Origin of the sequence: Pseudomonas putida (assembly GCF_050990305.1) — a bacterium.
GTDB classification, from domain to species: Bacteria; Pseudomonadota; Gammaproteobacteria; order Pseudomonadales; family Pseudomonadaceae; genus Aquipseudomonas; species Aquipseudomonas putida_AH.
In genome coordinates this window covers 1,605,502-1,618,256 of record NZ_CP158817.1, presented here as the reverse complement: position 1 = coordinate 1,618,256, position 12,755 = coordinate 1,605,502, and the positions used below count along the sequence as shown (strand labels likewise).

12 protein-coding genes are annotated in these 12,755 nt (G+C 60.7%); 1 reads left to right on the top strand and 11 read right to left on the bottom strand.

From position 1 onward, the window contains the following. Positions 1 to 166: 166 nt before the first annotated feature. Entirely contained in the window at positions 167 to 3,370 is a 3,204-nt protein-coding gene (gene rne / locus ABTV22_RS07510; protein WP_433739263.1) for a ribonuclease E, read from the top strand. 189 nt (positions 3,371 to 3,559) lie between these two features. Here the strand turns inward: rne and ABTV22_RS07505 are convergent, their stop codons facing one another. The 11 genes from ABTV22_RS07505 to ABTV22_RS07455 all read right to left on the bottom strand — a co-directional run bounded on the left by ABTV22_RS07505 (position 3,560) and on the right by ABTV22_RS07455 (position 12,688). Next, on the bottom strand, positions 3,560 to 4,153 hold the full coding sequence (locus ABTV22_RS07505) for a nucleotidyltransferase family protein (protein WP_433739262.1): 594 nt from the start codon (positions 4,151 to 4,153) through the stop codon (positions 3,560 to 3,562). Then, positions 4,150 to 5,133, bottom strand: a complete 984-nt coding sequence (locus ABTV22_RS07500; RefSeq protein ID WP_433739261.1) for an XdhC family protein — start codon at positions 5,131 to 5,133, stop codon at positions 4,150 to 4,152. Before ABTV22_RS07500 ends, ABTV22_RS07505 begins: the two co-directional genes overlap by 4 nt. After that, on the bottom strand, positions 5,133 to 7,454 hold the full coding sequence (locus tag ABTV22_RS07495; RefSeq protein WP_433739260.1) for a molybdopterin cofactor-binding domain-containing protein: 2,322 nt from the start codon (positions 7,452 to 7,454) through the stop codon (positions 5,133 to 5,135). The genes ABTV22_RS07500 and ABTV22_RS07495 overlap by 1 nt, the downstream gene beginning before the upstream one ends. After that, entirely contained in the window at positions 7,451 to 7,921 is a 471-nt protein-coding gene (locus tag ABTV22_RS07490; RefSeq protein WP_433739259.1) for a (2Fe-2S)-binding protein, read from the bottom strand. The genes ABTV22_RS07495 and ABTV22_RS07490 overlap by 4 nt, the downstream gene beginning before the upstream one ends. Before the next feature lie 244 nt (positions 7,922 to 8,165). Then, positions 8,166 to 9,185: a UDP-N-acetylmuramate dehydrogenase gene (gene murB / locus ABTV22_RS07485; RefSeq protein ID WP_433739258.1), complete on the bottom strand. Its 1,020-nt coding sequence runs from the start codon at positions 9,183 to 9,185 to the stop codon at positions 8,166 to 8,168. After that, positions 9,182 to 9,646: a low molecular weight protein-tyrosine-phosphatase gene (locus ABTV22_RS07480; protein WP_433739257.1), complete on the bottom strand. Its 465-nt coding sequence runs from the start codon at positions 9,644 to 9,646 to the stop codon at positions 9,182 to 9,184. Before ABTV22_RS07480 ends, murB begins: the two co-directional genes overlap by 4 nt. Next, positions 9,646 to 10,410, bottom strand: a complete 765-nt coding sequence (gene kdsB, locus ABTV22_RS07475; RefSeq protein WP_433739256.1) for a 3-deoxy-manno-octulosonate cytidylyltransferase — start codon at positions 10,408 to 10,410, stop codon at positions 9,646 to 9,648. Before kdsB ends, ABTV22_RS07480 begins: the two co-directional genes overlap by 1 nt. Then, the gene (locus tag ABTV22_RS07470; protein WP_007945752.1) at positions 10,407 to 10,592 is read right to left on the bottom strand and encodes a Trm112 family protein; all 186 of its coding nucleotides are present in this window, start codon (positions 10,590 to 10,592) and stop codon (positions 10,407 to 10,409) included. Before ABTV22_RS07470 ends, kdsB begins: the two co-directional genes overlap by 4 nt. 25 nt (positions 10,593 to 10,617) lie before the next feature. After that, positions 10,618 to 11,628 carry a tetraacyldisaccharide 4'-kinase gene (lpxK, locus tag ABTV22_RS07465; protein WP_433739255.1) on the bottom strand — a complete coding sequence of 337 codons (1,011 nt, stop codon included), beginning with the start codon at positions 11,626 to 11,628 and terminating at the stop codon, positions 10,618 to 10,620. Further along, entirely contained in the window at positions 11,628 to 12,056 is a 429-nt protein-coding gene (locus ABTV22_RS07460) for an ExbD/TolR family protein (RefSeq protein WP_433739254.1), read from the bottom strand. The genes lpxK and ABTV22_RS07460 overlap by 1 nt, the downstream gene beginning before the upstream one ends. Next, positions 12,053 to 12,688: a MotA/TolQ/ExbB proton channel family protein gene (locus tag ABTV22_RS07455; protein ID WP_433739253.1), complete on the bottom strand. Its 636-nt coding sequence runs from the start codon at positions 12,686 to 12,688 to the stop codon at positions 12,053 to 12,055. The genes ABTV22_RS07460 and ABTV22_RS07455 overlap by 4 nt, the downstream gene beginning before the upstream one ends. Positions 12,689 to 12,755 lie beyond the last annotated feature (67 nt).

Sequence of the window (12,755 nt, the reverse complement as noted above, 5' to 3'; positions counted from 1 at the left end):
AAGTAGCCACAGCAAGCAGGACGCGTACGTCGCGATGCTGGCCCACATTGGCCGCACATCGCTGGACACGGGAATGGCCAACCACTCCCGACGCACCTGACACCGACCGTGAGAAGTCGTGTGTGCCGAACGCCGTTTCCGGCAGCCCGGAAACCGACGGTACTACATGAAAAGAATGCTGATTAACGCAACTCAACCCGAAGAGTTGCGTGTTGCACTGGTAGATGGCCAGCGCCTCTACGACCTGGACATCGAATCCGGTGCACGCGAGCAGAAGAAAGCCAACATTTATAAAGGCCGGATCACTCGCATCGAACCAAGCCTTGAAGCTGCCTTTGTCGATTTCGGCTCTGAGCGCCACGGCTTCCTGCCACTCAAAGAAATCTCCCGCGAATACTTCAAGAAAGCTCCCGAAGGCCGCGTCAATATCAAGGACGTCCTGAGCGAAGGCCAGGAAGTCATCGTTCAAGTTGAAAAAGAAGAACGTGGCAACAAGGGTGCAGCCCTGACCACCTTCATCAGCCTGGCCGGTCGTTACCTGGTCCTGATGCCGAACAACCCGCGCGCAGGCGGCATCTCCCGTCGTATCGAAGGCGAAGAGCGTAATGAACTGCGTGAAGCCCTGAACGGCCTGGTTGCCCCAGCCGACATGGGTCTGATCGTGCGCACTGCCGGCCTGGGCCGCAGCAGTGAAGAAATGCAGTGGGACCTCGATTACCTGCTGCAACTCTGGACCGCCATCAAAGAAGCATCGCTGGACCGTTCCGCACCTTTCCTGATCTACCAGGAAAGCAACGTGATCATCCGCGCAATCCGCGACTACCTGCGCCAGGACATCGGCGAAGTCCTGATCGACAGCGTTGAAGCCCAGGACGAAGCCCTGACCTTCATCCGCCAGGTCATGCCGCAGTACGCCAGCAAGATCAAGCTGTACGAAGACAGCGTGCCGCTGTTCAACCGTTTCCAGATCGAAAGCCAGATCGAAACCGCGTTCCAGCGCGTCGTCGAACTGCCTTCCGGTGGTTCCATCGTTATCGATCCGACCGAAGCCCTGGTGTCCATCGACATCAACTCGGCGCGCGCCACCAAAGGCAGCGACATCGAAGAAACCGCCCTGCAGACCAACCTTGAAGCGGCTGAAGAAATCGCCCGTCAGTTGCGCCTGCGCGACATCGGCGGCCTGATCGTCATCGACTTCATCGACATGACCCCTGCCAAGAACCAGCGCGCCGTGGAAGAGAAAGTCCGCGAATGCCTGGAAGCCGACCGCGCTCGTGTACAAGTCGGTCGCATCTCGCGCTTCGGTCTGCTGGAAATGTCCCGTCAGCGCCTGCGTCCATCCCTGGGTGAAAGCAGCGGCATCGTTTGCCCACGCTGCAGCGGCACCGGCATCATCCGTGATGTTGAATCGCTGTCGCTGGCAATCCTGCGCCTGATCGAAGAAGAAGCCCTGAAAGACCGCACCGCCGAAGTTCGCGCCCAGGTGCCGATCCCGGTGGCAGCGTTCCTGCTCAACGAAAAACGCAACTCGATTACCAAGATCGAACTGCGCACCCGTGCTCGTATCGTCATTCTGCCGAACGATCACCTCGAAACGCCGCACTTTGAAGTTCAGCGCCTGCGCGATGACAGCCCGGAAGCCGCCACCAACCAGTCCAGCTACGAAATCGCTGCTGCCGCTGCCGAAGTGGAAGACGTCCAGCCAGCCGCTGCGACCCGCACCCTGGTTCGCCAGGAAGCCGCGGTCAAGACTGCACCGGCCCGCGCCAACGCTCCGGTTCCGACCGAAGTTGTCGCTCCGGTTGCCGCACCGGTCGCCGCGCCAGAGCCAAGCCTGTTCAAGGGCCTGGTGAAGTCGCTGGTCAGCCTGTTCGCCGGCAAGGAAGAGCCTGCCGCTCCGGTCGTGGTTGAAAAACCGGCTGCCGAGCGTCCGGCCCGTAACGAAGAGCGTCGCAGCGGTCGCCAGCAGAGCCGCAACCGTAACGGTCGCCGCGATGAAGATCGCAAGCCTCGCGAGGAACGTGCACCGCGTGAAGAGCGTGCACCACGTGAACCACGCGAAGAACGTCAGCCACGTGAAGTCCGTGAAGTCCGTGAAGCCCGCGAGGAAGCGCCAGCAGTAGCCCGTGAAGAGCGTGCACCACGTGCGCCACGTGAAGAACGCGCACCGCGTGCCCCACGTGAAGACCGCAAGCCGCGTGGCGAGCGTGAAGAACGAGTACGTGAACTGCGTGAACCCTTGGACGCCGCTCCGGCCGTCGCAGCTACCGCTGAAGAACGTCCGGCTCGTCAGCCACGGGAAGAACGTGCTCCGCGCCCACCGCGTGAAGAACGTCAACCACGTGCCGAGCAAGCCGCTGCTGCCGTTGCCGAAGAAGAGCTGCCAACCAACGAAGAGCAACTGCAGGAAGAAGGTCAGGACGGCGCCGAAGGCGATCGCCCACGCCGCCGCTCCCGTGGCCAGCGTCGTCGCAGCAACCGTCGTGAGCGTCAACGTGATGCCAACGGTAACGTGATCGAAGGTTCGGAAGAGTCCGAGTCCGGCGAAAGCAGCGAAGCGCCAAGCTCCGCCGATCTGGCCGCAGGCCTGGCTGTTACCGCAGCCGTTGCCAGCACCGTGATCAGTGCTCCAGCTGAGGCTCAAGCCAACGAGCAAGCCGAACGCGCTACTGCCGCTACCCTGGAGGCTGCTCCAGCCGAAGCGCCAGTGGTTGAAGCGACAACCCCGGTCGAAGCCAGCGCCTCGCCGGAAATCGAACTGGCTCCAGCACCTGAGGCGCAGCCTGTGGTTGAAGTGGCCGCCGAGCCTGCCGTTATGGCAGAACCTGTGGTCGCCGCCGAGCCGGTTGTCGAAGTCGTGACTGAAGCCGTTCGTGAAGTTCGCGAAGAGCAAACTGCGTTCAACTGGGTTGCCGAGCCAGCTGTTGCCGAAGTACAAGCACCGGCACCAGAGCCAGTTGCTGAAGCCGAAGTGGCTGAAGCAATGGTCTCCGAGCCAGTGGTTGTCGCCGCCGAGCCTGCTCCAGTGGTCGAAGCCCCGGTTGTTGTCGAGGCCCCTGCTCCAGTGGTGGAAGCTGCACCTGTCAGCGCCCTGACGCCAAGTGGCCGTGCGCCAAACGACCCGCGTGAAGTGCGTCGTCGCAAACGTGAAGCCGAGCGTCTGCAGAAGGAAGCCGAACTGGCCGCCGCTGCTGCTCCAGCTGAAACGGTTGTCGCTGAAGTCGTTGAGGCCGCACCAGCCCCGACAGCTGAAGTTGCTGCCGAGCCCGCTGAATCCGTGATCCACGAAGCCCCGCGCTCCGTTCAGAATGCGGTAGAGCAACACGAACAGGCCCAGGAAAAAGAGCACGAGCCTAAACCCCTCGTCTAATTCCATCGGCCATTGAAAAAGCCCCGCCTGGTGAACCCAGGCGGGGCTTTTTTATATCGAAAGCAAGGCAGGAAAACCGCGTTATCGTTCATCGCGGGCAAGCCACGCTCCCACAGGTTTTTTTGTTGTTCAATCATGTTGTGTACGACACAAAAACCTGTGGGAGCGTGGCTTGCCCGCGATAGCGGTCTAACAGGCGAAGACCAGTTTTTCTGGCACATCCACATCCCACAACACACCGGGGTCATCCACCGCGACTTCAATCACCCGCCCCTGCGCAAACAACGGCCTGGCTCCGCGATCACCCGATAGCGCCATTAATCTCGGGCCGAAGCAGCCGCCAAAGCCCACTGGATGCCCAAATTCGCCCTCCTGGACCGGCACATTGATGCAATCCCCTGCCATCTGCGCAACGACTTGTTCAATACTCGACGGCAGGATGAACGGCATATCCCCCAGCACCATCAACCAACCACCGAGTTGCGAGCAAGCCGCCACCCCTGCCGCAATGCTGTCCCCCATTCCCGTCGACTCGATCAATACAATCTCGCAACCATACGCCTTGGCCAAACGGATGACTTGCGGGCGATCGGCGGTGGTCACCAGGACCCTGTTACCCAGTCCGGCCGGTAAATTCACCAGCACGTGCTCGATCACCGAACGGACAACACCATCACACCCCACACAGTCCGCCAGCAATTTGTCCTTGTCATCGCCCGCGATTTGCCGAAACCGGCTGCCCTGCCCCGCCGCCAGAACGACGACACCGATAGGCTCGATCATGCACCCTCCCGCAAAGGCTTTTTCTGTTTCAGCTCCACGCCATTCTTGATCGCCACAATTTCTGCCATCAACGACAAAGCGATTTCCGAAGGGTTATGGCTGCCAATGTGCAAACCAATCGGGCCGTGCAACCGATCGATGGCCTTCTGTGACAAACCCAGCTGAGCCAGATTGTCCCGGCGTTTCTGACTATTGACCCGCGAACCCAGAGCCCCCACATAGAAAGCGCTGGAATCCAGCGCCGTTAACAAGGCCATGTCATCCAAGCGTGGATCATGGGTCAGGGCCACAATGGCCGTGCGCTCGTCGGTCTGGATGTTCAACACGGCCTCGTCGGGCATACCCGAGACAAATCGGCCATGCTGTTCTTCCCAGCCATAGACGAACTCACTGCGCGGATCACAAATCAGCACTTCGAAATCCAGCAGCCGCGCCATCTCCGCCACGTAACGGGACAATTGCCCCGCGCCAATCAGCAACAAACGCCATCGCGGCCCGTAGATCGCGCGCAAGACCTGCCCATCAAACGTCAACACGTCCGACTTGCTGGCCGGAGTCAACTTCACTTCCCCGGTTTCAAGGTTTAGCTCGCGCGCGATGATTTCGTGGGCTTCACATCGGGCCAGCAATTGTGCAACCCAATCCGCATCGCGAATGCGCTCCTCGGTCAGACGCAAGGTGCCGCCACAGGGCAAACCGAAGCGCGCCGCCTCCTCACGGGTCACGCCATAGGTGATGAGTTGTACGGACGGCCCATCGGCCAGGATACGACCGTCATGCAACCGCGCAATCAAGTCATCCTCGACGCAGCCGCCGGACACCGAGCCAATCACCACCCCATCTTCACGCAGCGCCAACATCGCACCCGGTGCCCGGGGCGCAGTGCCCCACGTCTGGACCACGCTGTACAACACCACCCGGTGGCCTGCGCGATGCCACTCCAGCACGCTACGCAGGACGTTCAGATCGGCGCTGTCCATCACGCCCCTGCCTTGTTCCAGCCCTGCAGCTGGTAACGGACCGGCAGGTCGCGGATACGCTTGCCCGTGGCGGCGAAGATCGCGTTGCACAGCGCCGGGGCAATCGGCGGTACGCCCGGCTCACCAACGCCACCCAAGGGCACGTTGCCGGGTGGTGTCACCAGATGCACAGCGACTTCCTTCGGCGCCAGGGACATACGCGCCACTTCATACATGTGGAAGTTGTCCTGCTGGACTTTGCCGTCCTTGAAACTGATCTCCCCCAGTACTGCGTTGCCCAGCCCCATGACGCACGCACCCTCGAACTGTGAGCGAATCCGCTCGGGATTGATTTGCGGCCCACAATCCACGGCGATGTCAGCTTTGTGCACAATCAACGTGCCATCATCTTTGACTTCGACCTCGATCACCGCCGCCACATAGGTGACGAAGCTGTAATGCACCGCCAACCCCAGACCTCGCCCCTTGGGCAACTCGCGCCCCCAACCGGCCGCCTTGGCGGCGGTTTCCAGCACCGTGCGCAAGCGCCCGGTATCGATGGGATAACGCTCGGGAGATTCACCGTAGTTCCACTCTTCACTCAAAGTCCTTGGATCGATCTGCCTGTCCGGGCCGAGCAATTTGATCTGATACTTGAGCGGATCTTCCTTGGCCTTGTGCGCCAACTCATCGATGAAACTTTGAATCGCAAAGCCGTGAGGGATGTTCGACACCGAGCGGTACCAGCCCACGCGGGTGTGGACAGTCGCTTCGGGGTTTTCCAGACGGATGTTGGGAATCGCGTAGGCCATGTTGGTGAAGCCCATGCCTAACTCAAAAGCCGCCTCGTGGTTCATCCCCGGTGCAAACAGTGCGGTGATGCTCGGCGCTACCGTACGGTGCAACCAGCCGGACGGCAGACCATCCTTATTCAGGCCGGCTTTGAGGTGTTCGACCGAAACCGTGTGGAAATACGAGCAATGGATGTCGTCTTCACGGGTCCACTGCACCCGCACCGCTTTGCCGGGGAACTCCTTGGCCAGGATGGCTGCTTCGATGATGAAGTCGGGCTTGGACTTGCGACCGAAACCGCCGCCGAGCAAGGTGACATTGAAGGTGATGTTGTCGAATGGCAGCCCCAGGCGTTCGCCAATCCGCTCGCGAGTGACTTGCGGGGCCTGGCTCGGGCCCCAGGCTTCGCAGATGCCATCTTTGTAACGGGCAATGGCGACCATCGGCTCCATTGGTGACTGCGACAGATGCGGCAGGTAATAGGACGCTTCCAGGGTGCTGTCAGCGCTTTTCATGGCTTCGTCGATGTTACCGGTGTTGCGCACCACTTTACCGGCCGTAAGGGAAGCAGCTTCCAGCTCCTTGCGGTAGGCGATCGAGTCGTAACTGGCGTTGGGGCCGTCATCCCATTCAATTGTCAGCGCCTCGCGCCCCTTGATCGCGGCCCAAGTGTTTTTCGCCACCACGGCAACACCGCCCAGCGGTTGAAACTCCGATGGCAGCGGACGACTCTCGATCTGCACAACCTTGACCACGCCTGGGACTTTCATGGCCGCCGAGGCATCGAAACTTTTCACCTTGCCGCCATACACCGCTGGCCGGGCAATGGTCGCGAACAGCATGCCGTCGAAATGCACATCGGCGCCATACACCGCGCGACCGTTGACGATATCGTCACCGTCGATGGCCTTGGTGCCTTCCTTGCCGATGTAGCGAAATTCCGATGGTTGCTTGAGCCGCAAGCTGTCGCGCGCTGGCACAGCCAGGGCACTGGCAGCCGCGGCCAAGGCGCCATACTCCAGTTCTCGCCCGGACGGTGTATGGATGACCTTGTGCAATTGAGCTCGGCATTCACTGACCGGAACCTTCCACTGGTCGGCCGCAGCCTGTTCCAGCATGGTCCGCGCGGCAGCACCGCAACGGCGCATCGGCTCGTACCAGTGGCGCATGCTGCGCGAACCGTCGGTGTCCTGGTTGCCGAAGCGCACTTCATCACCCGGCGCCTGCCGAACTTTGACCCGTGCCCAGTCGGCTTCCAGCTCATCAGCCACAACCATGGTCAGGCTGGTGCGAACGCCCTGACCCATTTCCGAACGGTTGCAAACCACGGTCACCGTGCCATCCGTGGCGATGCTGACATACACCTTTGGATCATCGACCCAACCGTTAGGCATGCCGTCAGCACCGAATTTCTTCTCTTTCTCTTCAGCAAAAACGTCTTGCCAGCCCCAGCTCGCAGCGACCACCAAAGCGCCGGTGGCCCCCACACCCTTGAGGAACCCACGTCGACTGAGGTTGCTCAGGGCAAAATCATTCGGTAACCGGCTCATGCCTTGGCCTCCTTCAGGTGGGTGGAGGCCGTACGGATAGCCGTCTTGATGCGGTTGTAAGTGCCGCAACGGCAGATGTTGCCGACCATTGCCTCTTCGATCTGTTCGTCGCTCGGGTTCGGGTGGATCTTGAGCAGTGCGGTGGCGGACATGATTTGCCCGCCCTGGCAGTAACCACATTGGGCTACAGCGGTATCCAGCCAGGCTTGCTGCACCACTTTGCCGACCGGGTCGGCGTGGAGATTATCGATGGTGGTGACGTTCTGCCCAACTACCGAACCGATCGGTGTAATGCAGCTACGTGCCGGTGCGCCCTCGATATGAATGGTGCAAGCACCGCACAGACCCAGGCCGCAGCCAAATTTGGTGCCGTTGTAACCAGCCACATCACGAATGGCCCAGAGCAGCGGCATGTCCTCGGTGACGTCGAGTTGATGGTCTTGACCATTGAGTTTCAGGGTAATCATGGGCACGCCCGCATAGTATTGGGTTATGGGGTCGAGCAATCTGCCGCCGGAAGGTCGGCGGTTGGCATCACGCAGATCGACTCAGGCTAAGGAGGCTCTCTTATGCCGACGGGATCGTCTGCACCGGGCCTTTGGTGGAGGAAAGCATTACATCGTTAGCTCACTAAGTTAACCCAGCATTAACAAAAAAGCCCTGCACTTTTCATCGGTGCAGGGCTTGGGAGCTCACTTTGAAAGCTTAGCCTCAATAGCGGTTCGGCTCCATTTCCAGGTCGACATGAAAACGCTCTGAAATGTCCTTCTGGATACGCTGCGCCAGGTCGAGTAGTTGCAGACCGGTCGCGCTGCCGTAGTTGACCAGCACCAGTGCCTGCAATTTGTGTACGCCAGCGTCAGCTTCGCGGAAACCTTTCCAGCCAGCCCGCTCGATCAGCCAACCGGCGGCCAATTTCATCTGCCCGTCGGGTTGCGCATAGGCCACCAGATCCGGGTGTTCGACCTTGAGTTGTGTAACCAGCGCCGCCGACACCAAGGGGTTTTTGAAGAAGCTGCCGGCATTGCCCAGCACTGCCGGATCCGGGAGTTTTTCGTTGCGAATGCTGCAAATGGCCTGACTGACATCACTGGGCGTCGGATGCTCGATGCCTTGCTCAGTCAAGCGCTGACGCACCGGACCATACTCCAGATGCAAGTGCGCAGCACGGTCGAGGATGAAACGCACGCGCAGGATCAACCAGCGCCCAGGCTCCTGCTTGAACAGGCTGTCACGGTAGGCGAAGTTGCATTCATCCAGGGTGAACTCGCGCAGCTCGCCGCTTTGGCGATCGAGAGCGGTCAGGCCGGCGAACACGTCCTTGATCTCCACGCCATAGGCGCCAATGTTCTGCATCGGCGCCGCACCCACGGTGCCGGGAATCAGGCTGAGATTTTCCAGTCCGGACAGACCGTGCACCAATGTGTGCTGCACGAAGGGGTGCCAGGGCTCGCCCGCCTCGGCTTCGATCACCACTTGGCGGCCATCATCGCTCAGCACGCGAATCCCGCGGGTAGCCATGCGCAGCACCAGCGCCGGAATATCCGCCGTGAGCAGCAAATTGCTGCCACCGCCAATCACCAGCAGCGGTACGTCATGTTGCCGTGAATAGGCCAAGGCCTCTCGCACATCGGCGTCGCTGTGGGCTTCGGCAAACAGGCGGGCCTGAACGTCGACGCCAAAACTGTTGTAGGGCTTGAGCGAAACCTGTGATCGAACCTGCAAACTCATAAACGTCCCTTCAGTTCGATCACCAACCGATCGCTGGCACGCTCGATCAAGTCCAGCACCTGCTCGAAGCCCTGCTCCCCGTCGTAATACGGGTCCGGGACTTCATCGACTTCTGACTCATAGCGGCGCAGGAACAGATCCAGCTCGGCCTTGCCCTTGGTCGGCTGCAAGGCCTTGAGGTTGCGCAGGTTACTGTTGTCCATCGCCAGAATCAGGTCGTAGGTGGCGAAATCGGCGCGGGTCACTTGCTGGGCGCGCTGGGCGGACAGGTCATAACCACGCAATTTTGCCGCGGCCTGGCTGCGTTTGTCCGGCGCCTTGCCGACGTGCCAGTCGCCGGTACCGGCGGACGCGACTTCGACCTGTTCGGCCAGCCCCGCCTCTCGCAGCTTATGCCGCAGAACGCCTTCGGCCGTGGGTGAACGGCAGATGTTACCCAGGCAGACAAACAGTACCCGCATCAGGCCTCCAGCAAGCGACGAACGCGCTCAAGGTCTTCAACGGTATCGACACCGGCAGGCGGTGCGATCAGCGCGTCAGCGACGTGAATCCGCACGCCATGCCAAAGCGCCCGCAGCTGCTCCAGACATTCGGTGTTTTCCAACCAGCACGGTCCCCAGCTGACGAAGTCATGCAGGAATCCGGCGCGGTAGGCATAGATGCCAATATGGCGACGGTACGGCACTCCTTCGGGCAGGGATTCGCGGCTCTGGGCAAAGGCATCTCGCGCCCAAGGCAAGGTCGCACGACTGAAAGTCAGGGCCATACCGTTCAAGTCACTGACGACCTTGACGACATTTGGATTGAACAGGGAGTCAACGTCTTCGATCGGCTCGCCCAGGGTGGCCATGCGGGCTTCGGTGTGGGTGGCCAGGTTGGCGGCGACCTGATCGATCACGCTCGGCGGGATCAACGGTTCGTCGCCCTGGACGTTCACCACGATGGCGTCAGGCGCCAGGCCCAGTTTCGCCGCGACTTCCGCCAGGCGATCAGTGCCGGAGTTGTGGTCCTCGCGGGTCATCACCACTTCGGCGCCAAATTCGATGCAGGCCTGACGGATGCGCGCATCGTCGGTAGCTACCACTACACGCTGGGCGCTGCTTTTGCTGGCCTGTTCCCAGGCATGCTGGATCATCGGCTTGCCAGCGATCAGTAGTAGCGGTTTGCCCGGTAACCGGGTGGAGGCATAGCGCGACGGGATGACAACGGTAAAGGCTGTAGTCATTTATCCAGGCGCTCGTCGGTGGTCAGAGTACGGGCTTCAGTTTCGAGCATCACCGGGATACCGTCGCGAATCGGGTACGCGAGGCCTGCGCCCTTGCTGATCAGCTCGGTCTTGTCGGCGCTGAGTTTGAGCGGGCCCTTGCAGACCGGGCAAGCGAGGATATCGAGCAATTTGGTGTCCATGAGCATTCCCTGGATAAAAACGAATTTATGGCAACAGACGTGCCGGCAACAGGCGCATCAACTGTGTGTCGAACCAGGCCACGAAAGCCGGCGACGGCACGGCATCGACCGCCAGATACCACCAATCGGCAGCAGCGAAGGCACGGCACTTCACCGCGTCCTTTTCGGTCATCACCAATGGCAATGACGGGGTGAAATTCAACGCCTGCACACTGTATTGCGCGTGGTCGGCGAAAGCGTGCGGGACTGGCTGCCAGTGTAGCGTTTCGAGGGTCTTGAAGAAACGCTGTGGGTTACCGATGCCGGCCACGGCGTGCAACGCCTGGCCTGGGGCAAAGTGATCGAGGGAGCAGCGCTGGCCGCTGAGCAAATTGATCAATGCAGTGGGTTGCAACTGGAAGGCAAAGCCGCCCTCGCGATCAGCCTCGGCACCGTTGTAGAGCACCGCGTCAACGCTTTGCAGACGCTCGACCGGTTCACGCAATGGTCCGGCCGGCAGACAACGCTGATTACCCAGGCCTCGAGCGTTATCGATCAGTACCAGCTCCAGATCACGGGCTAATCGGTAATGTTGCATCCCGTCATCGGACAGGATCAGGTCCAGCGGCTCACTCGCCAGCAAGGCTTTGACGGCGCGGCTGCGATCCGGGTCGATCATCAATGGCACCCCGGTGCGCTGGACGATCAGCAGCGGTTCGTCGCCTGCTACCCCTGCGCTCTGATCCGCCTCGACCCGCCATGGCAGTTGCGGCGGCTTGGCGCCGTAACCGCGACTGACCACGCCGACTCGCAAGCCGCTGCGCTGGCAATGCTCGATCATCCACAGAATCAGCGGCGTCTTGCCGGTGCCGCCGACGGTGATATTGCCGACAACGATCAGCGGCACGGACGGCTGATAGATGTCACCCTCGCCCGCCAGAAAGCGCCTGCGTTTGTTGTTGACCACGCGTCGGTACAGCCACTCCAGTGGCTGCAACAACTTCAGGGCCGGATGACCTCGGTACCAGGCGGCGAGCAGGCGATCGGACATGGCCATCAGGGTGCGGTCGGCGCCGCCTCGACTGTCGTCATGCGCAAGTGGCTGAAGCCAAGCTTGCCGGCGGCGTCCATGGCGGTGATCACCGACTGATGCTGGGACTTGCCATCGGCACTGATCGACAGCGGTCGGCTGGTGTCACCATTGGACTCTTTCTGCAACGCGTCCATCAGCGTCGCCAGATCGCTTTTCGGCAACACTTGGTTGTTCACCGAAAACACGCCATCGGCACTGATGGCGATGTCCAGTTGCCGCGTCTGCTCGTCGGAAGGCGCGCCGCTGACCGCTTCAGGCAGTTCCACGCGCAGCTGAGTTTCACGGGTAAAGGTGGTGGTCACCACGAAAAACAGCAGCAGAATAAACACCACGTCAATCAGTGACGCGAGGTTGATGTCCACATTCTCCCGTTGCTTGCGGCGAAACTTCACGCTTTGCCCCCTGCCAGGTCCACATCACGATCGCCCTGCACGACTTCGACCAGCTTGATCGCTTCCTGCTCCATACCCACCACCAGTTCATCGATCCGGCGTTGCAGGAAGCGATGGAAGAATACCGATGGGATACCGACCATCAGGCCCGCGGCCGTGGTGATCAGTGCCTTGGAGATACCACCGGCCAGCACCGCGGCATTGGTGGTCATGCCCGTGCCCATGAACGCGCTGAAAATATCGATCATGCCCAGTACCGTACCCAGCAGACCCAGCAGCGGTGCCATGGCGGCGATGGTGCCGAGGGCGTTGATGTAGCGCTCCAGTTCATGGATGACCCGAGCGGCGGCCTCTTCGATGCACTCCTTCATGATCTCGCGACCATGCTTGGAGTTGGCCAGGCCCGCCGCCAGGATCTCGCCCAACGGCGAGTTGGCGCGCAGTTCCTTGAGTTTTTCTTTATTGAGTTGCTTGTCCTTGATCCAGACCCAGACCTGCCCGAGCAAATGCTCCGGGGTCACGCGACTGGCCCGCAGGGTCCACAGGCGCTCGGTAACGATCGCCATGGCCGCGATGGAACTCAGAATGATCGGCAGCATCATCCAACCGCCGGATTTGACCAATTCCCACACAGTGACAGTCCCCTCGAAAAAGTGCGCCACTCTAACATAGGGGGTGAGCGCACCGAAGACCGTGATG